The 24283-nt window shown below is 36.3% G+C and carries 23 protein-coding genes and 1 other annotated feature; all 23 genes read left to right on the top strand.

The features are described 5' to 3' along the window. Positions 1-20 precede the first annotated feature (20 nt). The 23 genes from sigG to pyrE all read left to right on the top strand — a co-directional run bounded on the left by sigG (position 21) and on the right by pyrE (position 24009). Positions 21-803, top strand: coding sequence for an RNA polymerase sporulation sigma factor SigG (gene sigG, locus AC6HVZ_RS01345; RefSeq protein WP_497556325.1), 783 nt, complete (start codon positions 21-23; stop codon positions 801-803). Between the two features lie 295 nt (positions 804-1098). Then, a complete protein-coding gene (locus AC6HVZ_RS01350; RefSeq protein WP_497556326.1) occupies positions 1099-1380 on the top strand; it encodes a YlmC/YmxH family sporulation protein in 282 nt (93 codons plus the stop codon). Between the two features lie 53 nt (positions 1381-1433). Beyond that, positions 1434-2243, top strand: coding sequence for a peptidoglycan editing factor PgeF (gene pgeF, locus AC6HVZ_RS01355; RefSeq protein WP_497556327.1), 810 nt, complete (start codon positions 1434-1436; stop codon positions 2241-2243). Between the two features lie 27 nt (positions 2244-2270). Further along, entirely contained in the window at positions 2271-2942 is a 672-nt protein-coding gene (locus AC6HVZ_RS01360; RefSeq protein ID WP_497556328.1) for a YggS family pyridoxal phosphate-dependent enzyme, read from the top strand. 20 nt (positions 2943-2962) lie between these two features. Further along, the gene (locus AC6HVZ_RS01365) at positions 2963-3394 is read left to right on the top strand and encodes a cell division protein SepF (protein ID WP_497556329.1); all 432 of its coding nucleotides are present in this window, start codon (positions 2963-2965) and stop codon (positions 3392-3394) included. A gap of 6 nt (positions 3395-3400) precedes the next feature. Then, the gene (locus AC6HVZ_RS01370) at positions 3401-3667 is read left to right on the top strand and encodes a YggT family protein (RefSeq protein WP_497556330.1); all 267 of its coding nucleotides are present in this window, start codon (positions 3401-3403) and stop codon (positions 3665-3667) included. Positions 3668-3679: 12 nt separating this feature from the next. Continuing rightward, positions 3680-4456, top strand: a complete 777-nt coding sequence (locus AC6HVZ_RS01375) for a YlmH family RNA-binding protein (protein WP_497556331.1) — start codon at positions 3680-3682, stop codon at positions 4454-4456. Between the two features lie 116 nt (positions 4457-4572). Next, positions 4573-5076: a DivIVA domain-containing protein gene (locus AC6HVZ_RS01380; protein WP_497556332.1), complete on the top strand. Its 504-nt coding sequence runs from the start codon at positions 4573-4575 to the stop codon at positions 5074-5076. Between the two features lie 59 nt (positions 5077-5135). Beyond that, positions 5136-5355: a binding site (T-box leader), on the top strand. A 44-nt stretch (positions 5356-5399) separates the two neighbouring features. After that, a complete protein-coding gene (gene ileS, locus AC6HVZ_RS01385) occupies positions 5400-8150 on the top strand; it encodes an isoleucine--tRNA ligase (protein ID WP_497556333.1) in 2751 nt (916 codons plus the stop codon). A gap of 456 nt (positions 8151-8606) precedes the next feature. Further along, a complete protein-coding gene (locus AC6HVZ_RS01390; RefSeq protein ID WP_497556392.1) occupies positions 8607-9836 on the top strand; it encodes an ISAzo13 family transposase in 1230 nt (409 codons plus the stop codon). 1068 nt (positions 9837-10904) lie between these two features. Further along, positions 10905-11333, top strand: coding sequence for a hypothetical protein (locus AC6HVZ_RS01395; protein ID WP_497556334.1), 429 nt, complete (start codon positions 10905-10907; stop codon positions 11331-11333). Between the two features lie 81 nt (positions 11334-11414). Next, positions 11415-11924, top strand: coding sequence for a hypothetical protein (locus AC6HVZ_RS01400; protein WP_497556335.1), 510 nt, complete (start codon positions 11415-11417; stop codon positions 11922-11924). Between the two features lie 424 nt (positions 11925-12348). Then, entirely contained in the window at positions 12349-12819 is a 471-nt protein-coding gene (lspA, locus tag AC6HVZ_RS01405) for a signal peptidase II (protein ID WP_497556336.1), read from the top strand. Further along, the gene (locus AC6HVZ_RS01410) at positions 12816-13727 is read left to right on the top strand and encodes an RluA family pseudouridine synthase (RefSeq protein ID WP_497556337.1); all 912 of its coding nucleotides are present in this window, start codon (positions 12816-12818) and stop codon (positions 13725-13727) included. Before lspA ends, AC6HVZ_RS01410 begins: the two co-directional genes overlap by 4 nt. A gap of 163 nt (positions 13728-13890) precedes the next feature. Beyond that, positions 13891-14433 (top strand): bifunctional pyr operon transcriptional regulator/uracil phosphoribosyltransferase PyrR, encoded by a 543-nt coding sequence (gene pyrR, locus AC6HVZ_RS01415; protein ID WP_497556338.1) that lies wholly within the window; start codon positions 13891-13893, stop codon positions 14431-14433. 152 nt (positions 14434-14585) lie between these two features. After that, positions 14586-15509 carry an aspartate carbamoyltransferase catalytic subunit gene (locus AC6HVZ_RS01420; RefSeq protein WP_497556339.1) on the top strand — a complete coding sequence of 308 codons (924 nt, stop codon included), beginning with the start codon at positions 14586-14588 and terminating at the stop codon, positions 15507-15509. Continuing rightward, positions 15466-16749, top strand: a complete 1284-nt coding sequence (pyrC, locus tag AC6HVZ_RS01425; RefSeq protein WP_497556340.1) for a dihydroorotase — start codon at positions 15466-15468, stop codon at positions 16747-16749. Before AC6HVZ_RS01420 ends, pyrC begins: the two co-directional genes overlap by 44 nt. After that, the gene (locus AC6HVZ_RS01430) at positions 16742-17842 is read left to right on the top strand and encodes a carbamoyl phosphate synthase small subunit (protein WP_497556341.1); all 1101 of its coding nucleotides are present in this window, start codon (positions 16742-16744) and stop codon (positions 17840-17842) included. The genes pyrC and AC6HVZ_RS01430 overlap by 8 nt, the downstream gene beginning before the upstream one ends. After that, a complete protein-coding gene (carB, locus tag AC6HVZ_RS01435) occupies positions 17835-21035 on the top strand; it encodes a carbamoyl-phosphate synthase large subunit (RefSeq protein WP_497556342.1) in 3201 nt (1066 codons plus the stop codon). The genes AC6HVZ_RS01430 and carB overlap by 8 nt, the downstream gene beginning before the upstream one ends. Beyond that, a complete protein-coding gene (locus AC6HVZ_RS01440; protein WP_497556343.1) occupies positions 21032-21790 on the top strand; it encodes a dihydroorotate dehydrogenase electron transfer subunit in 759 nt (252 codons plus the stop codon). Before carB ends, AC6HVZ_RS01440 begins: the two co-directional genes overlap by 4 nt. After that, positions 21787-22698: a dihydroorotate dehydrogenase gene (locus AC6HVZ_RS01445; RefSeq protein ID WP_497556393.1), complete on the top strand. Its 912-nt coding sequence runs from the start codon at positions 21787-21789 to the stop codon at positions 22696-22698. The genes AC6HVZ_RS01440 and AC6HVZ_RS01445 overlap by 4 nt, the downstream gene beginning before the upstream one ends. Next, a complete protein-coding gene (gene pyrF / locus AC6HVZ_RS01450; protein WP_497556344.1) occupies positions 22695-23411 on the top strand; it encodes an orotidine-5'-phosphate decarboxylase in 717 nt (238 codons plus the stop codon). Before AC6HVZ_RS01445 ends, pyrF begins: the two co-directional genes overlap by 4 nt. Then, entirely contained in the window at positions 23395-24009 is a 615-nt protein-coding gene (gene pyrE / locus AC6HVZ_RS01455; protein ID WP_497556345.1) for an orotate phosphoribosyltransferase, read from the top strand. Before pyrF ends, pyrE begins: the two co-directional genes overlap by 17 nt. Positions 24010-24283: the final 274 nt, after the last annotated feature.

A 24283-nucleotide genomic window follows, 5' to 3' on the forward strand; every position in this document is an offset into this window, starting at 1 on the left:
AACTGGGAGGGTTGAACAAAATGACTAGACATAAAGTTGTAATATGTGGTGTTGATACATCGAAGCTACCTGTTTTAAAGAATGAGGAAATGAAAAAGCTTTTTATAAAAATGCAGCAGAAGGATGATTTATTTGCACGAGAAGAGCTTGTAAATGGAAATTTGCGGCTTGTTTTAAGCGTTATTCAACGTTTTAATAATCGTGGTGAATATGTAGATGATCTATTCCAAGTAGGTTGCATCGGTTTAATGAAATCAATTGACAATTTTGATTTAGCACATAATGTTAGATTTTCCACCTATGCTGTTCCAATGATTATCGGTGAAATTAGACGATACTTAAGGGATAATAATCCAATCAGAGTATCGAGATCTTTGCGAGATATTGCATATAAAGCATTGCAAGTAAGGGAAAAACTCATTAATAAATCTTCTAAAGAACCAACAGCAATGGAGATTTCTGAAGAGATGGGAATTCCCCATTCTGACATTGTATTTGCACTTGATGCCATTCAGGATCCAGTATCATTATTTGAACCAATTTATAATGATGGTGGAGATCCAATTTATGTGATGGATCAAATAAGTGATGATAAAGATAAGGATTCAACTTGGCTGGATAAACTTTCATTGAAGGAAGGAATGTATAAACTTAACGAAAGAGAAAAGATGATATTAAATAAACGATTTTTCCAGGGGAAGACACAAATGGAAGTAGCTGATGAAATCGGTATTTCTCAAGCACAAGTATCCCGATTAGAAAAAGCCGCCATAAGCCAAATGAATAAGCAAATGTTTGAATAAAGAGAAAAGTAAAGCGGGCTTGCCCAGCGACGAAGGTCATAAGCAAGGGACCGGAGAGTGCCTGGTTTTGGTACTCGTAGAGTCAATTGCATATGACAGTAGTCGCTAGCCCACGCAATACTAGACAGAGAAAAGTAAAGCGGGCTTGCCCAGTACCTAAGAGGTTAACAAGATAAAATTAATTTATATAAACAAAAGGAAAAGGTTTCTATAAATCATTTCCTTTTGTTTTTTTGATTTCTATGAAAATATCTTAGGGGCATGCATATATTTAAAGTAAGGTGGGGTGAATAAAATGATCAAACTTTCAGAATTACAAGTGAAAGAAGTGATAATTATTGATGACGGCAGGCGTTTAGGACATATTTCTGATTTAGAGATCGATACAGACAGTGGCAAGATTATTGCAATTGTAATTATTTTAAAAGAAAAAACTGGTGGATTTTTCGGTAAACCGGATGAGCTGATTATCCACTGGGATCAAATTGTAAGAATCGGATCTGATGTAATTCTTGTAAATGAGGTTAAAAATCCAACATTATACTCAAAAGCATTCTCTAATGGCACTAATTTATAATAAAAACATAATATGATAAAATGGTACAAATATCCTTTTTGGAGGTATCTTTAATGAGTGAACCATTTACACAAAGTAACGAGGTCATTTTACATATAGAAAAATGGCAGAAAATGAATCCTAAATTGAAAGCTGGATTTACAACTAGAAATGGGGGTGTGAGTACTCCCCCATTTAATACATTCAACACAGGATTACATGTACAGGATGATCAACGGGATGTAATTACGAACAGGGAAATACTGGCAAGAGAATTAAATATTCCGTTGAGTAATTGGGTATCTGGGGAACAGGTGCATGATACAACTGTAAAGCACATCAATCTTGATGATAGAGGAAAAGGAGCTATTACGTATAAAAGTTCAATAAAAGGAACAGATGGTTTAATTACGAATGATAAAGGAATCCTATGTACAGCTTTTTTTGCTGACTGCGTTCCATTATATTTTTTTGATCCTAAAACCGAATATATTGGTATTGCACATGCTGGATGGAAGGGTACTATTTTCAGAATAACTGAAAAAGTGGTTCGAGAGCTACAAGCATTAGGGGTAAATAAAACTAATTTAAATGTGGTTATTGGACCTAGTATTTCACAACCTTTCTATGAAGTTGGTGAAAATATAATTAAATATATTGATTCTAAAGATAGAGCAAAGACAGTTATTCCTAAAGAGAATAATCGCTATTTATTAGATTTAAAGCAATTAAATGTAGAAATCCTTTTACAATGTGGTGTATTACGTCATAATATAGATATAACAAATTATTGCACATTCAATGATAAAGATTTATTTTTTTCACATCGAAGAGACAATGGGAAAACGGGTAGGATGTTAGGATTCCTGGGCTTTTCAACATGATTATACTAGGGAGGAGTAATGGTTATAATGGATGTAGCAGCAAATCTTGAACAAATTCGAAAAACTATTGGACAGGCTTGTGAAAAAAGCCAGCGAAATCCAGATGAAATTACAGTGGTTGGTGTAACGAAATATGTTACAATAGAACGAACAGAAGAAACAATTAATGCAGGGATTAAGAACCTTGGCGAAAATCGTTTGGAAGGATTCCTTGAAAAGTTTAATCACTTTGAAGATAAGGTGAAATGGCATTTCATTGGAACATTACAAACACGAAAAGTTAAAGACGTTATCAATAAAGTTGATGCGCTTCATTCATTGGATCGTATATCACTTGCGAAAGAAATTGATAAACGTGCTGCTTCGGAAGTTGACTGTTTTGTACAGGTCAATGTGAGTGGTGAAGAATCGAAGCATGGGCTCGAGTATAATCAAGTGTTTGATTTTATAGAAGAAGTAGCGAAATATGAAAAAGTACATATCGTCGGTTTAATGACAATGGCACCACATATTGAAGATGATGAACGTTTACGAGAGGTTTTTAGAAAATTGGCTGATTTGAGAGATTCCATCACGAAGAAAAAACTACCTCATGCTCCTTGTGAATACTTATCCATGGGGATGAGCAATGATTATGAAATAGCAATTGAAGAAGGAGCAACTCACATTCGATTAGGCTCACGTTTAGTTGGATCATAATATTATCGAGGAGTGAAAAAATGAGTATTAAAAATAAAATCAAAAATTATTTTACGATGGATGACGAGTATGAATATGAATATGTTGAAGAGGAAACAGTACCAGGTAACAAAATAAACGCGGAACAAAAAAATAAAAATGTTGTTAATTTAACAACGATGCAGCAGCCGACATCTAAAGTTGTTCTTTGTGAACCAAGAACATATAATGAAGCACAGGAAATAGCAGATAATATAGTAAATAGAAGAGCTGTCGTTATTAATTTGCAACGGGTAGATAATCATCAAGCAAAGAGAATTGTTGATTTCCTTAGCGGTACTGTTTATGCTGTTAATGGCGATATTCAGAAATTGGGTGCTGAAACATTTCTATGTGCACCTGATAATGTTGATGTTTCTGGAACAATATCCGAGGCATTTGTCGAGGAAGATGAATTTCAAAAAGGATGGTAGTTAATAATGGATCTTTTACATGTAGTACTATACAATGCCTTACTAATATATAGCTATGCAATAATTGTATATATTTTTATGTCATGGTTTCCTGGGGCCCGTGAATCTTCATTTGGTCTCTTTTTAGCTAAAATTTGTGAGCCTTATTTAGAACAATTTCGAAAGTTTATTCCACCACTTGGAATGATTGATTTATCGCCGATTGTTGCAATTTTCGTTTTGATTTTAGCGAGATCCGGTCTCAATGAATTGTTTAAAATGCTCCCATTTTAAAGGAATGACATGATGGATATTTACCAACATTTTAGAAAAGAAGAACAACCATTTATCGATCAAGTTCTAGCTTGGAAAGAGCAGGTGGAACGTACCTATCAGTATAAGCTAACTGACTTTCTTGATCCAAGAGAACAGCAAATTATAGCAATGCTGATTGGACAGGAGAACGATGAATTGAATCTGTATACTAATGGTGGCGGCAATCATGCTGAAAGATGTCGCATGGTTATTGCTCCTTTCTATGAAGAAGTAACGGAGGAAACTCATCAGATGACATTGATGCAGGCAACTTATCAGGATAAGTTTATCACCTTGGAACATCGAGATGTGATGGGTGCGTTTTTATCTATCGGTATTAAGCGTAAGAAACTAGGAGATATATTCGTACGTGATGGATTAGTCCAAATAATAATGGCCGATGAAATAGCTTCATACGTTAAAGCAAATTTAACTTCAATAAATAAAGCTACTATTAAACTGGAGGAAAAACCCCTTTCAACGAAAAAAGAGAATACAGCAAACTGGTTGGAAGTGGATAAAACTGTCTCTTCACTTAGGTTAGACGTAGTGTTAAAAGAAATTTATCATATTTCCAGAAAAGAATCGGCTGAATATATCAGTAAATTACTTGTAAAAGTGAATTATAAGGTAATAGAAGATGGCAAATTTTTAGTTCAGGAGAAAGATTTATTATCGGTCAAAGGAAAAGGCAGAAGTAAGCTCGTTAAAATAAATGGCCGCACGAAAAAAGATAAATGGAAGATAACTGCTGCGATTTTAAAATAAATTATTCAGGTATCTTGCAGGAATTAATAGGTTTTTGTCGAATATAAACATCTAATGTAACTTTGTATTTCTAAACGATAAGCAATCTTATACTATCCCCTAAGGAGGTGGCCGATGTGCCATTAACACCATTAGATATTCATAATAAAGAGTTTACCCGAAGTTTTCGCGGTTATGATGAAGATGAAGTAAATGAATTTTTAGATCAGGTTATTAAAGATTATGAAATAGTAATAAGAGAAAAGAAGGAATTAAAAGAAAAGGTAAATCAACTGGATGAAAAACTGGGTCACTTTACCAACATTGAAGAAACTTTAAATAAATCAATCCTTATTGCTCAGGAAACTGCGGAAGAATTAAAAGGTAATGCAACAAAGGAATCCAAATTAATTATAAAAGAAGCAGAGAAAAATGCTGATCGAATCATAAATGAAGCATTAAGTAAATCACGCCGAATTTCCATGGATGTAGAAGAATTAAAAAAACAGGCAAAAGTATTTCGCACTCGTTTGAAGATGCTTGTAGAAGCACAGCTGGATATGATTGGTACAGATGATTGGGAAGATTTATTCAATGAAGAGCTGGGCGAGGAAAGTGAACTTATTGAGAATAAATCATAGATCTTGACGTAATCTGTAATTTTACATATAATTCATACATATACAGTTAAATACATGTTGTAAATACGTTGACAGAGACAGTATAAGAGCAATGAGCTGGTTAGCGAGTCAGGGATGGTGAAAGCCTGATACAGAACTGTTTTTAGAAAATCACTCTGGAGTATCCATTATGAATTTCAGTAGTAATGGACGTTTCATTCACGTTACGAATTTCGAGTGAATTTAAAATGATTTTTTTAAATTTATAAGGGTGGTACCGCGAGTCTTCTCGTCCCTTTTGGGATGCAGAAGACTTTTTCTATTTAAAAAGGAGGAAGCTTAAAATGGATTATAAGGATACATTATTAATGCCAAAAACAGAATTTCCGATGCGGGGAAATTTGCCTAATAAGGAGCCAAAAAGACAAGAGCATTGGGAAGAAATAAAGTTATATGAAAAGGTTCAGAATAGAACAAAAGGAAGACCGTTGTTTATTTTGCATGATGGCCCTCCATTTGCGAATGGAGATTTGCACATTGGGCATGCGCTTAATAAAATCCTCAAAGACTTTATTACTCGCTATAAATCTATGACAGGTTATCATGCACCATATATTCCGGGATGGGATACACATGGACTACCGATCGAAACAGCATTGACAAAAAATAAAAAAGTAAAGCGCAAGGAAATGAGCATTGCTGAATTTAGAAAACTGTGTGCTGAATATGCTTTAGATCAAGTCGATAGTCAGCGTACACAATTCAAACAGTTGGGTGTACGTGGGGATTGGGATAATCCATATATAACTTTAACGAAGGATTATGAAGCTGCGCAAATTCGGGTGTTTGGGGAGATGGCTAAAAAAGGGTATATTTATAAAGGCTTAAAGCCTGTTTACTGGTCACCCTCATCTGAATCTGCTTTAGCAGAAGCTGAGATTGAATATCAAGACAAACGTTCCCCTTCCATTTATGTATCATTTAAAGTTACTGACGGAAAAGGATTGCTTGAGGGTGGAGAAAAATTTATTATTTGGACAACAACTCCATGGACAATTCCGGCTAACTTGGCAATTAGTTTGCATCCAGATTTAAAATATGTTGTCGTTGAAGTCAATGATGAAAGATATATAATAGCAAATGCATTACTTGAGTTTATTACAGAAGAATTAGCATGGGAGAACCCACAAGTTGTAAAAACCTTTAAAGGTCAAGAAGCAGAAAAAATTATTACGAAACATCCGTTTTATGATCGTGATTCATTAATAATCCTTGGAGAACATGTAACTACAGATGCAGGGACAGGATGTGTTCATACAGCTCCTGGTCATGGGGAAGATGATTTTATTGTTGCTAGGTCTTATGGTATTGACGCATTTTCCCCGGTAGATGATAAAGGTTATTTCACGAATGAAGCTCCTGGATTTGAAGGCTTATTTTATGATGAAGCAAACAAAGCAATCACTGCGAAATTGGAAGAAGTCGGAGCATTGTTAAAACTTACATTTATAACACACTCTTATCCTCATGATTGGCGTACGAAAAAGCCAACGATATTCCGAGCGACATCCCAATGGTTTGCATCCATTAAGGATTTCCGCCAAGATATTTTAAATGAAATCAAGCGTATTAATTGGCATCCATCATGGGGGGAAACCCGACTTTATAATATGGTTCGTGATCGTGAAGATTGGTGTATTTCACGTCAACGTGCATGGGGTGTACCGATTCCTGTTTTTTATGGTGAAGATAATACACCTATCATTACCGACGAGACAATTGAACATGTATCTAAATTATTCAGTGAGCATGGTTCAAACATTTGGTTTGAATTGGAAGCTAAAGATCTCTTACCTGAAGGCTTTATTAGTGAACATAGTCCAAATGGAAAATTCACAAAAGAAACGGATATTATGGATGTTTGGTTTGATTCAGGTTCATCACATGAAGCAGTATTACTCGGAAGAGAGGATCATAAGCGCCCGGCAGATCTCTATCTGGAAGGTAGTGACCAATATCGAGGTTGGTTTAATTCATCTTTATCTACCGCTGTTGCTGTAACAGGTAAAGCACCATATAAAAATATTATCAGTCATGGCTTTGTATTAGATGGTAATGGTCGTAAAATGAGTAAATCTCTGGGGAATGTTATGGTTCCTGCTAAGGTGCAAAAGCAATTGGGTGCAGACATTTTACGATTATGGGTATCGTCTGTTGACTATCAGGCAGATGTACGTATTTCCAATGATATTTTAAAACAGACATCCGAAGCGTACCGTAAAATCCGTAATACATTCCGCTTTATGCTTGCAAACCTTGCTGATTTTGATCCGAAAACAGACCGAGTTCCTGAGGCAGAATTAGAAGAAGTGGATCGTTATATGCTTCATCGGCTGCAGCAATTAGTAAGCGATGTACGTGAAAATTATGAGAAATTCGAGTATTCACCGATTTTTCATCAGATCCATAATTTCTGTGCGGTTGATTTAAGCTCGTTTTATCTGGATTTTGCAAAAGATATATTATATATTGAGGCTAAAGATCATAAACGCCGCCGCAGTATTCAAACAGGTTATTATGAAACAATAACAACCCTGGTTAAATTACTGACACCAATTATTCCACATACAATGGATGAAGTATGGGAGTATATCCCAGGAGTGGAAGAAGAAAGTGTACAGTTGACAGATATACCTGAGCCAAGAAAAATAGTGGATTTAGATGTAGTAAAATGGGATCACTTTATGACTATTCGTAATGATGTATATAAAGCATTGGAAGAAGCAAGAAATGAAAAAGTAATTGGAAAATCATTGGAAGCTAAAATAGTAGTCGTTCCAAAAGATATGCAAACAAAAGAAGTATTAACTTCAATGGAACATCTGCATCAATATTTAATTGTATCTGAAGCTGTAGTTAGTGACAGCAATGCAGATTCCAAAGAATATAAGTATGTCGATGTGGCAGTGGAAAAGCATCCTGGTGAAAAATGTGAACGGTGCTGGATGGCATCCAATACGGTCGGAGAAGATAATGATCATCCTGAACTGTGTACACGATGTGCAGATGTTGTAAAAGAACATTACGGAGCATAAATTTTAATAAATTACTCCTCATACTTTGTAAAATTAAAGACAGGTGATGGTATATGAAGTCCTTAAAATCAACGATTTGTCTTTAATGTTGCACATTATATTACTAAAGGTACATCACTATTTTTGAGTGGTGTACTTTTTTTCTGCTTAGGAAATTATAAAATTTAAATGCTGTGGATAACTTAGGGATCTTAAAATATAAAGCTCCTAAATCAGAAAAACCCGGACATACTTTTATGCAGATGATACACTACATGGCTCTTTCTCAAAGACGGTGATATTCATCCGTAAGTTCCCCTGCTTTTAGAACAGTATAGACGTTGATCAGTTCAATACTAGCTCGGCTGCCTCCCCTGCGTAAAGACCGTTTATGTTTCCTTTTTATCATTCTATTTGAGAAAGAGCCCACTACATTGGGATAATATAAAAAGAAATGAGTGTATCTTTATGAAAAAAATGACTAATTTTACTGATCAGGATCGAATCAGATATAAAACTATTTTCAATGAATTGGCTGGCCACATTGACGAAAAAACTAGGAGACTAATAGCTGCGGCTATGGTTAAAACACTAGGATTCGGAGGCCAAAAGGTTATCTATGAACTTACAGGTGTCTCGCCAGATACGCTAAAACTTGGGGTCGAGCAGTTGAATGGCATTGCTTCCTTGGATGATGAACGAATCCGCCGACACGGTGGTGGTCGAAAACCAATCACGGAAATCTATCCCGAAATAGAGAAAGAATTGTTGAAGTTATTTGCGGACAGTACGCAAGGCGACCCAGAGTCACCGTTATTGTGGACCACCAAAAGTTTGGATCACCTTGCAGGAGCGTTGACAGATATGGGCTATCCAGTCAGTGGAATGACCGTATCACAGCTGCTTGCCAAAAATAACTATAGCCTGCAATCAAACAATAAACGATTGGGAGCAGGGGCCGATCACCCGGATCGCGACGTGCAATTTCAACATATCAATCAAACAGTCACGGAATTTCAAGAAGAGGGAAATCCTATCATCTCTGTGGATACAAAAAAGAAAGAGTTGATAGGCAATTATAAAAACAACGGGAAAGAGTATCAAAAGAAAGGACAACCAATTGATGTAAACGACCATGATTTTCCCGATAAAGAAAAGGGCAAGGCGATCCCATATGGTGTCTATGATATACGGCAAAATGAGGGATGGGTCAATGTAGGCACAGACCATGATACAGCAGAATTTGCTGTTGAAAGCATTAGACAACGGTGGTATCGAATGGGGTCGCTAACGTATCCAGAAGCAACTAAACTTTTGATTACTGCAGATGGTGGTGGAAGCAATAGTTCCCGTTCCAGAAGGTGGAAAGTCGAAATACAGCAATTAAGCGATGAAATTGGTATGCCTATTTTAGTATGTCATTTCCCTCCTGGAACAAGTAAGTGGAATAAAATTGAACACCGGATGTTTTCGGAAATCAGTATGAATTGGAGAGGTCGACCACTAACATCACATGAGGTAGTAGTGAATTTAATTGGATCAACCACTACTAAAACAGGTCTGCAAATCCAAAGTGCATTAGATGAAAAACACTATGAACTAGGCAGGAAAGTGAGTGATGAGGAAATGAAACGTATCAATATTAAGTACAACACTACTCATACACCAAAGTGGAATTACACAATTCATCCAAATGTCAAGCCTTAAATTTTAAAATGGTATGTTATTATTTTATGAGTCCTAATGAAAAGTTATATGAATATTACAAGGAACATAGTCTAACGTATAAGCAGAAAGTTAATAGCGAAAATGTGAAATCAAACTTCAATACTGATATAGATGAAAGAGACTTTCGGAAGATTAAACCCAATCGCAACTTGGAAAATGCACATAGGAAATATATGAAGTTATCAAAAAAGGAACTCGTACACCGCTTGATTAATGCGGAGAAGTATATCGCAGAAAATAATTCAAAATGGGTAGCAAAACATTTTGAAATGTTTAAGTAGGTAATGATTTACTTGTATTACCTCTTATTCAACTTTACAGGATTTTAGAAGAATAAACATTAGTTTTTCTCCAACAATCCTGCCCGTTTGCTAAAAAGCAACAAACTATTGGCAATAATGATGGACAGCCACAACTAGGTATATTTTGGATTATCACACACCTTAGATCTATAGTTGTTTTTTTGAATCAGGAAATGGTAAAAACTTTCCCCTATGGTTTTTAACTTTTAAATTTCTTGCAAGAACTCCATTTTAACATAGCGATTTTGTATAGTAGTAACGAAAAAGTCACTGCGTTAAAACGGACCTCTAATATTAATGAATTAATATCCAGAATATAGCATTGTAATCAAAAATTTATTATGATATACTATTGTTAATTGTCTGAAAACGTTCTATTCCTGGGCACTATCTAATTTTAATTTATCACCTGCATTCCCGAATAAATTATACTAAGGATTTTGCGTAAACCCTTTGATACCAGAGATTTGATCTAATTTATCAAAAGTATTTAACCCATACCTTGGTATAATTATACCAAGGTATGGGAGTTATGCGCATGCCTTTTGTTTATTTAATAAACAAGAGGAATGGTGTGGCTTACTTTTATGAATTCACCAGTAACAGCCGTGGTGCAAGCACTACATTGTTGAAATGATCAAAATTCAAATGAACCTTTATAAGTGCCTAAGGATTAATATTCCAACCTAGGTATAACTTGGCGGGAATTCAGGTTATCAGTTACTTAAAAAAGGGGGAAAGTTATGTGAAAACGATAGATAACAGAATTGTTAAATTACTGGTAGTTGTCTCATTTGTCTTCGGTTCATTTTTTTTAATGCCTAATTTCGTAAACACAGCACATGCTCATGAGCACGAACATGAGGGTGAAATTAATCCAACTGAAGTTGGACCATGTGCTTTGTATGGAGTTCATAGAATGTACGCAAAATCGACAGCTACAGTAAAGTATAAAGAAACTGGTAAAAATGCAATAACACTTGGCACTATGTATAAATGTAACTGTGGTTCCACTATTGTAGTAACGGGTAGACCACCAGGTAGTCCATTAGGTAAATACGCAACTGACCCCACACCAGTTATTGGGATAGGTGGACATGTTTCATATGTAACTCCAACAAGTAATGTTAAAAGCACATCAAACTACTCTCTACCTGGTTATAGATTTTATTAATTTGGTAGTAATTTTTAATTAAATAAACAAGTACGATTAGGAACAAAATCCAGCTATGTTTTCCAGGGAAAGGATGTTTTTATGCGAAAATTGTTTGTTTTACTGTGTTGTTCCGTCTCTGTTTTATTCTTGATTAGTGCTTGCGAAAACAAAGAAGACACATCTGTAGAGATCGGAGAAAAGTTTCTAAAAGAATTCTATAATGTTGAAGATTCAAATGTTGATTTGGACGAAATGAACGAGGAACAACTCATTGATCATCAGAATAAATTTTCAACTTATTTTACAGAAAAGGAATTTAAGGACCTAGCAGACAAAAGGTTTTTTTTAATACCACAAGAGGTAGCGAGCAAAAATGATAATACTATTTCTTTAGAAAACATTAAACTTGAAAAAAGTGAACAAGACCAATCAGAAAGTGAATCGCAAGATTATAATCATTCATTTACTTTGGTATTTACTGATTCAGAAGGAAATGAGGTAGATAAAGTAAACATAGAAGGTCAAATGAATATTGTAGAGACTGAGGATGGATTTAAAATTGACCGTTATTACGATGGTGAAACCCTAAAGGATATACTCTATCGTTAAAATGCCATCTTAAATTTAATTGTTGGGATAACAGGTGCTATTGTAGAAGAAACTTATAAATTTTGTTGTTGAGTAATCTTTGATGTTGTTGTTGTAAATGAGGTCATATGTTGTACAAAAAGGATAGATGTTAGCAGGTATAACTCCTGTTCATCTATCCTTTTCTTTTTGCCCTATATAATGTGTGACATTAAAATAAATCGTTTAATTATAGGGTTTCGTAATTATTATTTTGACTTTTAATAAAATCAAATTGAGGAGTATTTTTTATTATAACGAAAATATAGAATATCCGTGTAAGTTCACCAGAGGCATATATAATAAATGCATGTCAATTAACTAGATTATCTAATGTATAAATTGAAAATCTTTTCATTTACGTTTATGATTAATAAGAATTAGATATGAAATCGGGGGAAAAATGATGTATTTGTACTACATAGTTGCACTGGTAATTATTGCAATTGATCAGCTGACAAAATGGACCGTTGTAAAAAACATGGAGCTTAAAGAACAAATTCCGATGATTGAAAATTTCTTTTATTTGACTTCACACAGAAATACTGGTGCGGCATGGGGTATTTTAGAAGGACAGATGGTTTTCTTCTATATCATTACAGTAATTGTAGTTATCGGGATTATTTATTACATGCAAAAATATGCCAAGAATAGTAGGCTATTGGCAATATCCTTAAGCTTTATTTTAGGTGGAGCTATTGGTAACTTTATTGATCGCCTCTTCCGTAAAGAAGTTGTTGATTTTTTTGATTTTATCATTTTTAATTACGATTTTCCTATATTTAATATAGCAGATTCTGCATTGGTGGTTGGAGTATTTTTAATTATTATTGCAACGATTATCGATGAAGCAAAGAAAGGAAAAGCTAAAAAATGACTTCATTTTATCATATTGTAACAGAAGAACAGGAAAAAACACGGCTGGATAAATTATTAGTTGAACTGAATCCGGTACAAACCCGTTCCCAGATTCAGTCATGGATTATGCAGCAGCTTGTTAATGTGAATGAAGCACAAGTGAAAGCAAATTATAAATGTCGAATGGGAGATCAAATAAAATGGTCAATTCCAGAAAATATACCATTAAATATTAAACCAGAAAATATACCATTATCTATTCTTTACGAAGATAGTGATTTACTAATTGTAAATAAGCTAAAGGGAATGGTTGTTCATCCGTCAGCAGGCCACAGACAGGGCACACTTGTTAATGCACTGCTTTACCATTGTAAAGAACTTTCGGGAGTAAATGGAGCAGAACGTCCAGGGATTGTGCATCGAATTGATAAGGATACGAGTGGGTTATTACTGGTTGCCAAGAAGGATCAGGTACATGTTCAATTGGCTGAGCAATTATCAGCAAAGGAAATCAAGCGTAAATACGTAGCTTTGGTCCATGGTGAGATAACCCATGAAACGGGTATGATTGATGCGCCCATTGGACGCGACCCAAATAATCGACAAAAAATGGGGATTGTTGATGAAGGAAAACCTGCTGTAACCCATTTCAAAGTGTTGAAAAGCTATCCTGATTACACGTATGTGGAATGTCAGTTAGAGACAGGTAGAACGCACCAAATCAGAGTTCACATGAAATATATTGGACATCCACTTATCGGCGATCAAAAATATGGTCCACGCAAAACGATGGATATAAAAGGGCAGGCCTTGCATGCAAAAATTCTTGGTTTTACACATCCAACAACTAATAAATGGATGGAATTTGAAGCAGAGGTTCCGGAATATTTTAATGAAGTACTTTCATACATTAATAAAATGTATTGACATTTCAAGTCAAATTTGAAATAATAAATTTGATAAATCAATGAACCTTTAATTTAGTCCTGTGAGGCTGAAAGGGGTCGGAATGTATGTATACGTATTGCGTGTATCCAAACCCTATTCACCTTATGGAGAATAGGGTTTTTAATTATGTAGGGGTGTAGTTATGAAGAAAAAAACTGAAATACTTGACCAACCCGCAATCAATCGAGCACTAACAAGAATTGCGCATGAAATTGTTGAAAAAAATAAAGGTGGAAAAGATCTCGTATTGGTTGGAATAAAAACTAGGGGTGTTCCAATAACCAAAAGATTACAGGATAAAATAAGGCAAATTGAAGAAATAGAAGTTCCAATTGGGGAATTAGATATTACATTATATCGTGATGATTTAGAAAAAGTCTCAACGCATGATGACCCTGAGTTAAAAGCGACCAATATTGCTGTCGATCCAACCGGTAAAAAAGTAATTTTGTTAGATGATGTGCTTTATACAGGGAGGACGGTAAGGGCAGCAATGGATGCAGTTATGGATATTGGTAGGCCATCACAAATTCAATTGGGAGTCCTGGTGGATCGAGGTCATCGGGAACTGCCGATTCGTGCCGATTATGTTGGGAAAAATATACCGACATCTGAAAAAGAAATAATTGTAGTTCAATTATCTGAAATTGATGAAGTGGATCGGGTATCCATATACGAAAAGTGAATAATTTAACCTTTAATTAAATCCAGAGAGATTTTCAAGGTTGCCATCGGATAGACGTGGGTAAAATACTACACGTATACCTCCTTGCAACCTTTTGCAAGGAGTTTTTTTATATTCTTAAAGCAGGATACCAATAAGAAGGCGGGGGTTTTATGCGACATTTTAATTCTGTAAATCAACTTTCTGTGGAAGAAGTATTTTCGATATTGAAAGCTGCTGAATCCTATCGAAATACAAATTATCAAATCAATCAGCAATTGTTTGCAGCAAATCTTTTTTTTGAACCGAGTACGAGAACAAAAACGAGTTTTGTTGTTGCTGAGAAAAAACTTGGACTTGAAGTATTGGACTTTCATGCGGAAACCTCCAGCACTAAAAAAGGTGAGTCCTTATACGATACCGCAAAAACGTTTGAGGCAATTGGAGCAGATTTGCTTATAGTTCGTCATCGATCAGATGTTTGGATGGAAGAACTAAATTCAACAATAACCATACCTATAATCAATGCAGGTGCAGGCAAAGAAGAGCATCCTACACAATGTTTACTGGATTTACTAACTATTTATCAGGAATATGGAAGTTTTCAAGGGTTGGATGTAGTGATTATTGGAGATGTAAAGCATAGTCGGGTTGCCCATTCCAATGCTTATGCACTAAAAAAATTAGGTGCAAATGTATTTATAAGTGCAGCACCTGGATTTGAAGATAATTCGTTGGATTTACCTCATATCTCTATTGATGAAGCAATTAAATTTTGTGATGTTGCTATGCTACTCCGGGTTCAGCATGAAAGGCATGTACAAGTAGAAGAAACAACGAAGTACTTAGAAAATTACGGTTTAACGAAAGTCCGTGAAAAACAAATGAAGCGACATGCTATAATTCTTCACCCTGCTCCTGTCAACAGAGGAGTAGAAATAGATTCAGCTTTAGTAGAATGTGATCGCTCACGAATTTTCAAACAAATGTCAAATGGTGTTTTTATACGAATGGCAATAATTACAAAAATATTAGCGGATTGGGGGATATGGAATGAAGATTATATTAAAGAATGCAAAACGTTTATTGCCAACTAATAAAATGGAAGATTGTGAGGTACTAATAAACGATAATAAAATAGAAAAAATTAGCACAAATATTTCTCAAGCAGCAGATAAGGTTTTTAATTGCGGAGGTAACCTGCTTTTGCCAGGATTCATAGATGTTCATATTCACTTGCGAGAACCTGGTGGAGAACATAAGGAAACGATTAAATCAGGCACAAATGCTGCAGCACGTGGAGGATTTACAACTGTATGTACAATGCCTAATACAAATCCTGTTCCAGATAATGATTCTGTTGTTAATCAGCTTTTAGAAAAAATAAATCAGGATGCAGTTGTTCGTGTCCTGCCATATGCTGCAATAACAAAGGGATTAAAGGGGAAACAACTGACAAACATCACTGAACTTGCAGACATGGAAGTATTTGCATTTACAGATGATGGTGTAGGTATTCAGACTGCTGATCAAATGTTGTGTGCGATGAAGGAAGCAGCAGCTTGCGGCAAACCAATAGTCGCTCATTGTGAAGATAACTCAATTGTTTATGGTGGTGTTGTTCATGAAGGAAAGGTAAGCAAAGCATTGGAGCTACCAGGTATCCCTTCATTAAGTGAATCGGTACAAATTGCTCGTGATGTGTTATTAGCTGAAGCAGCAGGATGTCATTATCATGTATGTCATGTAAGTACAAAGGAATCTGTTCGTGTTATTCATGACGCAAAGAAAGCAGGAATTCACGTTACAGCAGAAGTTACACCACATCACCTGCTTTTGAATGAAGAAGATATCACAGTCGATGATGCCAATTTAAAAATGAATCCGCCATTAAGATCAAAAGAGGATCAGGCTGCATTATTGGAAGGCTTGCTGGATGGTACGATTGATTTTATTGCAACAGACCATGCGCCACATGCTGATAACGAAAAAGCAGCAGGTTTTCTAAAAGCTCCTTTTGGAATCGTTGGATTGGAAACAGCGTTTACACTGCTTTATACGAATCTTGTGCTGAAAAATAAAATAAATCTTCATCAATTAGTTGAATGGATGACAATCAAGCCTGCCAAAGTATTTAATCTTCCATATGGTAGATTGGAGGAAAAGGCAATAGCTGATATTACATTGGTAAATTTAGATAAAAAATCAGTAATTGATAAAGAAGGGTTTCTTTCAAAAGGAAAAAATACACCTTTTCATAACTGGAAAATTACTGGATTACCTGTCTTAACAATCGTAGAAGGCAGAATAGTATACGAGGAGGATATCGATGGCTAAAAGACAATTGATCCTTGAGGATGGAACGGTTTTTATTGGTGAAGGATTTGGAAGTGAACAAATAGTAACAGGTGAAGTGGTTTTTAACACGGGAATGACAGGCTATCAGGAGGTAATTACAGATCCATCTTATTGTGGACAAATCGTTATAATGACATATCCGCTGGTAGGTAATTATGGGATAAATAGAGATGACTTTGAAACAGTAACACCATTTATTCAGGGGTTTATTGTAAAAGAGGCTGCTGATTTCCCTTCAAATTTTCGAAATGAGGAAAGCCTTGACAGTTATTTAAAAGCAAATAACATTCCGGGTATATCAGGGATTGATACAAGAAAACTAACTAAAATCATTCGAAAGTATGGAACAATGAAAGCGTTGATTGCAAATATAGATGAGTCCTTTGCTGAACTATTCGAGAAGTTTCAGCGTTTCACTTTGCAAACAGATCAAGTTAAATTAGTTTCAACTGTAAAGCCATATGTTGTACCAGGACGCGGGATGCGGATTGTTTTAGTTGATTTTGGAATGAAGCATGGTATCCTCAGGGAATTAACGAAGCGAAATTGTCATGTAACAGTTGTCCCACATAATTACAGTGAAGCGAATATTTTAAGGTTGAAGCCTGATGGAATTATGCTGACGAATGGTCCTGGAGATCCAAAATATGTACCGGAAGCAATCGAAATGATTAAAGCGGTTCTTGGTAAAATTCCTGTATTCGGGATTTGCCTGGGACATCAATTGCTGGCATTGGCATGCGGGGCAGATACAGAGAAAATGAAGTTCGGTCATAGGGGGGCGAATCATCCCGTAAAAGATATCAGAACAGCCAGAACATACATTACAACGCAAAATCACAGCTATGCAGTTAGAGAAGAATCACTGGCTAATACGGATCTGGAATTAACTCAAATCGCATTGAATGACAATTCGGTCGAAGGTATAAAACATAAAAAGCACCCTGCTTTCTCGGTACAATACCATCCGGAAAGTTCACCAGGACCTGAAGATACAAATCACCTGTTTGATGAATTTATTCAGATGATCAAAAATAATCAATTAGAACAAAAGGAGGAAGCTTATGCCTAAAAATATTGAAATCGAAAAAATACTCGTTATTGGTTCGGGTCCTATTGTTATCGGTCAGGCAGCGGAATTTGATTATTCAGGAACTCAAGCCTGTCAAGCGTTGAAAGAAGAAGGATATATCGTAATATTAGCTAACTCCAATCCTGCTACAATAATGACGGATCATACGGTTGCGGATAAGGTCTATATGGAACCGTTAACCGTTGAATTTTTGACTAAGATTATTCGAAAAGAGCAACCTGATGCACTACTTCCGACACTTGGGGGACAAACCGGATTAAACTTAGCGGTTGCACTTGAGGAAACAGGTATTTTAGCGGAATATAATGTGAATTTGCTTGGAACTTCTTTAGATGCAATACAAAAGGCTGAGGATCGAAAAAAATTTAGAGAACTGATGAATGAATTAAACGAGCCCGTTCCTGATAGTCGGATTGTTACAGCTGTAGAAGAAGCATGTGACTTTGCAGCAGAAATTGGTTTTCCATTAATTGTTCGTCCCGCATATACACTTGGTGGTACGGGTGGTGGAATGTGTAACAATATAGAAGACTTGAAAAACATTACGGCAAATGGCTTGTCATTATCGCCGGTGAACCAGTGTTTAATTGAAAAAAATATTGCTGGCTATAAAGAAATAGAATATGAGGTAATGCGTGATAAAAAGGATCAGGCGATTGTTGTATGCAATATGGAAAATGTTGATCCAGTAGGAATTCATACTGGTGATTCGATTGTTGTAGCACCATCTCAGACATTGAGTGATCGAGAATATCAAATGCTTCGAAATGTTTCTTTAAAAATAATTCGTGCACTTGAAATTGAGGGTGGCTGTAATGTTCAGCTTGCACTAGATCCTAATAGCTTTCATTATTATATTATCGAAGTTAATCCAAGAGTGAGCAGATCTTCAGCATTGGCATCTAAAGCAACGGGTTATCCAATAGCAAAAATGGCAGCTAAAATAGCAGTTGGTTTAACTTTGGATGAAATCATCAATCCAATAACGAAAACCACCTATGCATTGTTTGAACCTGCACTTGATTATGTTGTTACAAAAATCCCACGGTTTCCTTTTGATAAGTTCGTTACTGGTGATCGCAAACTGGGAACACAAATGAAAGCAACTGGTGAGATCATGGCTATCGGGCGAAGTTTTGAAGAGTCGCTATTAAAAGGGATTCGCTCACTTGATATTGGGACAGAAGATCTTTGGCTAAATAATTTAAAAGAAGCACCGAATGAAGAATTGGAATTACGCTTGAAGAAAGCAGATGATGAAAGAATTTTTGTACTGGCTGAAGTACTGCGAAGGGGAATGTCCACAGAGCAAATATTCAACCTTACAAAAATTGACCGCTTTTTCTTAGTTAAATTGGAAAAGCTTATTAAATTAGAAAATGAATTGATCAGTAATAAATTTTCAAAGGAATTACTGGTTAAAGCTAAAAAAGCTGGTTTTCCTGATACACAAATAGCACGATTATGGAATGTTTCTGTTGACGAAATATATGAGCAAAGACGAATAGAACAAGTCACACCTGTTTATAAAATGGTTGACACATGTGCTGCTGAATTCGAATCAGCAACGCCTTACTTTTATAGTACGTATGAAGACGAAAATGAATCAATAAAATCTGATCGTAAAAAAATTCTAGTGTTAGGTTCAGGACCAATTCGAATTGGTCAAGGGATTGAATTTGACTACGCAACAGTTCATTCGGTATTGGCAATTAAGGAAATGGGTTATGAGGCAATTATAATGAACAATAATCCAGAAACCGTTTCAACGGACTTCAGTATATCTGACAAGCTTTATTTTGAACCATTGACGTTGGAAGATGTTATGCACGTTGTAGAATTGGAGCAGCCTGAAGGGATAATCGTCCAATTTGGTGGACAAACAGCAATTAATTTAGCTGCAGGACTTGAAAGAAGAGGAGTAACCATTTTAGGGACAGATCTGGAAGCAATCGATCGTGCAGAGGATCGTGATAAATTTGAAATACTGCTAGAGGAACTAAACTTATTACGTCCCAAAGGAAAGGCTGTCCTTAAGCTAGATCAAGCAATCGAAGTGGCAAACGATATTGGCTATCCGGTATTGGTGCGACCATCCTACGTGATTGGTGGTAGTAGAATGGAAATTGTATATGATGATGAAGAATTACAGGCATACTTGGCAAAATCGAATAACATTAATCATGAACATCCGATTCTTATTGACAAGTATATTACAGGAATCGAAGTGGAAGTTGATGCGATCAGTGATGGAGAAACAACAATTGTACCAGGTATTATGGAACATATTGAGCGTTCCGGAGTACACTCAGGAGATTCGATTGCAGTTTATCCACCACAACGAATTAGTGATACTGTGAAGCAGAAATGTATGGATGCAGCAGAACGTATTGCAAATGCCTTGCATGTGAAAGGATTGATTAACATTCAGTTTATAATTCGTAAGGATAACGTTTATGTTCTGGAGGTAAATCCGCGTGCCAGCAGAACGATTCCATTTCTTAGTAAGATAACTGGTGTAACGATGGCGAATATTGCTACCAAAAGTATTCTAGGTACAAAGTTGGCTGATTTAGGCTATCGAACCGGAATCTTACCAGAAGATGATCAAGTATCCGTGAAAGTTCCCGTATTTTCATTTGAAAAATTGCGTAGTGTCGATACCATTCTTGGTCCTGAAATGAAATCAACAGGTGAAGCAATTGGCCATGACAAAACTTTGGAAAAGGCACTGTATAAAGGATTGATTGCCTCAGGTCTGTCAATCCCTCAAGAAGGTGCCGTCCTTTTAACGGTAGCTGATAAGGATAAAGAGGAAGTATTGGAAATCGCCGATCGTTTTCACCAGCTCGGCTTTCAGCTGTATGCAACAAAAGGAACCGCTGCATTTGTAGAAAAATCAGGAATACCAGTAACAGAGGTAGCTAAAATAGGATCTTCTGAGCCCAACGTACTGTCAGTTATTGAAAATGGACATGTGCAGTTTGTGATAAATACACTTAATTCTGGAAAGAAACCAAGATCAGATGGATTTAAAATCCGCAGGGAAACAGTCGAACATGGGATTGCTTGCTTAACCAATCTGGATACAGCAAATGCCATCTTAAATGTTATTGATTCAACTACTTTTAGTGCAAAACCAATGACAAACAAAGAGGTCGTTGTTTTATGATGAAAAAAGAAGAAATGCTGATTAAATCAGTGAAATCCATAGCCTTAGATACAATTGAGATGGTGCTTAAAAACAGGTATGTTAGCCAGGTAGTAATACCAGGGCAATTTCTTCATGTGAATGTCGAGGGGTACACATTAAGAAGACCGATATCCATTGCGGATGTAGATAAATTAGAGGAGACGGTAACGATTCTATTTAAAGTGATTGGTTCCGGTACAAAACAGTTATCACTCTATCAAACTGGTATGACATTTAATGTGCTTGGTCCAAACGGAAATGGATTCAAGATCGAAAATAAAGATGCACAAACGGTGTTATTAATAGGTGGCGGTATTGGTGTACCACCACTTTACTACCTTGGTAAAACATTGGCTGAAGAAGGAAGGAACGTTATATCTGTTCTTGGATTTCAACAAGCTGAAAGTGTATTTTATGAGCAAAAGTTTCAAGCACTTGGGGAGGTGTTTATTGTTACAAATGATGGTTCTTACGGGGATAAAGGATTTGTTACAAATGTTCTAGATAGAGTTGAAGAGTTCGACTGCTATTACTCCTGTGGGCCTTCTCCGATGCTTAAAGCAATAACAGAAAAACTTGAACATAAACAAGGCTATATTTCATTGGAAGAGCGGATGGGATGTGGGGTAGGTGCTTGTTTCGCCTGTGTAATCCCAACAGAGACGTCAGACGGATATAAAAAGATCTGCAAAGATGGTCCAGTCTTTTCAAGTCAGGAGGTAAGTATATGGTGAATTTAGCTGTGGATTTACCTGGATTAAAATTAAAAAATCCAGTCATGCCTGCTTCTGGATGTTTCGGCTTTGGTCGTGAGTATAGTGAATTTTATGATTTAAGTAAACTAGGTGCAGTTATTATGAAAGCTGCAACGGGGAGTGAGCGATTTGGCAATAACACTCCACGTGTAGCTGAAACAGCCTCTGGAATGTTGAATGCAATTGGTCTGCAAAATCCAGGTGTGGAAAAGATAATTGAAACAGAGGTTTCATTCCTCGCAAACTATGACAGTCCAATAATTGCTAATGTAGCTGGTAGCACGATAGAAGAATACGAGTTTGTAGCGGAAACATTTAAGCAAACAGAGAAGGTTTATGCACTTGAATTGAATATTTCCTGTCCCAATGTAAAAGAAGGAGGAATTCAGTTTGGGACAGATCCGAACATGGCAGCAAAAGTAACAGAAAAAGTTAAAAAAGCCAGTAATCTGCCTGTTTATGTAAAGCTTTCACCAAATGTTGCTGATATAGTCTCAATGGCCAAAGCCGTGGAAACTGCTGGAGCGGATGGATTATCCATGATTAACACCTTAACAGGAATGCAAATCCATTTGCCGACTAAGCGACCGTTGTTAGCGAATAAGACAGGTGGTTTATCAGGTCCTGCAATTAAGCCAGTTGCGATTCGAATGATTTATGAAGTCAAACAGCATGTCTCGATTCCGATTATTGGTATGGGGGGAATCAGTCATGCGGACGATGTATTGGAATTTCTATTAGCAGGTGCGAGTGCTGTAGCTGTTGGCACCGCAAACTTTCAAAATCCGCTAGTATGTCCGGAAATTATTGAGCAATTACCAGGTGTATTAAATAAATATGGATTTAATTCTGTAAAGGAAGCAATCGGAAAGGGGATAGCGGTATGAGCAAGTCTATCTATTTGGCATTGGATTTCCCAACCTGGAGTGAAGCAAAACTATTCCTTGATTCCAATGATCTCAATGGCATCCCAGTAAAAGTGGGAATGGAGTTATTTTACCGTGAAGGAACAAACGTTATTGAAAGATTAAAAGAAAGGAATCATCCAATTTTTCTTGATTTAAAGTTACATGATATTCCGACAACAGTAATGAAGGCAATGAAGAATCTTGCTAAGCTGGAAGTGGACATGATTAATGTTCATGCACTTGGTGGAACTGAAATGATCATGCGCGCAAAAGAAGGATTGATGAACGGATCTGGGGGCTACCAGACGAAATTAATTGCAGTAACATTACTAACCTCTATGGATAACGAAACAATGCATGATGAACTATTATTACCAGGAGATCTGGATACTAATACGGTTCATTTTGCGAAATTGGCTAAAGAGAGTGGAGCAGATGGAGTTGTTTGTTCTGTCCATGAAGCATTGAAAATCAAGAAAAATTGCGGTGCAGCATTCTCTACTGTTACACCAGGGATCAGACTGCGGGATTCTACAACTGATGATCAGAAACGAGTAGCTACACCTGGATTTGCTAGGGAAAACGGAGCAGACTTTCTGGTGATAGGAAGAAGTATAACCGAAGCAGTAAATCCATACAAAGCGTATAAGCAAGCAGTGAAGGAGTGGGAAGCAGATGGAATTACATCGTGAGCTGGCAAGAGACTTATTAGAAATTAAAGCAGTTCAAATAAATCCAGATAACTACTTTACATGGACATCTGGAATAAAATCACCAATTTATTGTGATAATAGGCTAACCATGTCATATCCAGCAATTCGCAGAAAAATAACAGATGCATTTGTAGAGATTATCAATAAAATGAATGAAAATCCGGAAGTGATTGCAGGCTGTGCCACTGCTGGAATCCCACATGCAGCATGGCTGGCTGATACACTTAATTTGCCAATGGTATATGTTCGTTCAAAACCAAAAGAACATGGTAAAGGAAACCAGATGGAAGGAGAATTCGAAAAAGGTGCGAAGGTTCTTGTAATAGAAGATCTCATTTCTACAGGAGGGTCATCCATTGACGCAGCTAAAGCAGTGCAAAAACAAGGTGGAAAAGTACTCGGTGTTCTAGCAATTTTCACCTATGGATTACAAAAATCGATTCGGGAATTTTCAGCAGCAAAATTTCCATTTCAAACCATTACAGGATTTGATCCATTAGTAGAAGCATTAGTTGAAGATGGTAAAATAACGACGGAAGAGAAAAATGAATTATTGTTGTGGCGCAATAAACTTTAACTTAGGCTGTTCGTATTGATTGGGATTGTACATTGCCCGTCCCAGCACGTGTCCGAAGATCTGAGCAGAGTAGTTATGGGATGGAAGGCTAAAAATGCGACGTCCTGTCGCAACGCTTTCATGACTAACATCCTGTTAGCCCGAGGCAGGCCGTGTCCGCTAAAAAGCATCCGCCCGGAGCGATCCCGAACGGTGTATATGGCAAATAGTAGTTAAGTCGTCTTTTATAGAAAATACAAAAGTTAAAAAAGCAACAAATGGTTTCGATGGGGCG

It is taken from the genome of Oceanobacillus sp. NCCP-135 (genome assembly GCF_059698015.1).

Coding starts and splice junctions, on each gene's coding strand:
- lspA (WP_497556336.1), top strand. CDS start 12,349: ATGTATTTGTACTACATAGTTGCACTGGTAATTATTGCAATTGATCAG.
- pyrR (WP_497556338.1), top strand. CDS start 13,891: ATGAAGAAAAAAACTGAAATACTTGACCAACCCGCAATCAATCGAGCA.
- AC6HVZ_RS01360 (WP_497556328.1), top strand. CDS start 2,271: ATGGATGTAGCAGCAAATCTTGAACAAATTCGAAAAACTATTGGACAG.
- AC6HVZ_RS01375 (WP_497556331.1), top strand. CDS start 3,680: ATGGATATTTACCAACATTTTAGAAAAGAAGAACAACCATTTATCGAT.
- AC6HVZ_RS01370 (WP_497556330.1), top strand. CDS start 3,401: ATGGATCTTTTACATGTAGTACTATACAATGCCTTACTAATATATAGC.
- AC6HVZ_RS01400 (WP_497556335.1), top strand. CDS start 11,415: ATGCGAAAATTGTTTGTTTTACTGTGTTGTTCCGTCTCTGTTTTATTC.
- AC6HVZ_RS01410 (WP_497556337.1), top strand. CDS start 12,816: ATGACTTCATTTTATCATATTGTAACAGAAGAACAGGAAAAAACACGG.
- AC6HVZ_RS01350 (WP_497556326.1), top strand. CDS start 1,099: ATGATCAAACTTTCAGAATTACAAGTGAAAGAAGTGATAATTATTGAT.
- AC6HVZ_RS01420 (WP_497556339.1), top strand. CDS start 14,586: ATGCGACATTTTAATTCTGTAAATCAACTTTCTGTGGAAGAAGTATTT.
- AC6HVZ_RS01365 (WP_497556329.1), top strand. CDS start 2,963: ATGAGTATTAAAAATAAAATCAAAAATTATTTTACGATGGATGACGAG.
- pyrC (WP_497556340.1), top strand. CDS start 15,466: ATGAAGATTATATTAAAGAATGCAAAACGTTTATTGCCAACTAATAAA.
- sigG (WP_497556325.1), top strand. CDS start 21: ATGACTAGACATAAAGTTGTAATATGTGGTGTTGATACATCGAAGCTA.
- pgeF (WP_497556327.1), top strand. CDS start 1,434: ATGAGTGAACCATTTACACAAAGTAACGAGGTCATTTTACATATAGAA.
- carB (WP_497556342.1), top strand. CDS start 17,835: ATGCCTAAAAATATTGAAATCGAAAAAATACTCGTTATTGGTTCGGGT.
- AC6HVZ_RS01390 (WP_497556392.1), top strand. CDS start 8,607: ATGACTAATTTTACTGATCAGGATCGAATCAGATATAAAACTATTTTC.
- pyrE (WP_497556345.1), top strand. CDS start 23,395: ATGGAATTACATCGTGAGCTGGCAAGAGACTTATTAGAAATTAAAGCA.
- AC6HVZ_RS01440 (WP_497556343.1), top strand. CDS start 21,032: ATGATGAAAAAAGAAGAAATGCTGATTAAATCAGTGAAATCCATAGCC.
- AC6HVZ_RS01430 (WP_497556341.1), top strand. CDS start 16,742: ATGGCTAAAAGACAATTGATCCTTGAGGATGGAACGGTTTTTATTGGT.
- pyrF (WP_497556344.1), top strand. CDS start 22,695: ATGAGCAAGTCTATCTATTTGGCATTGGATTTCCCAACCTGGAGTGAA.
- ileS (WP_497556333.1), top strand. CDS start 5,400: ATGGATTATAAGGATACATTATTAATGCCAAAAACAGAATTTCCGATG.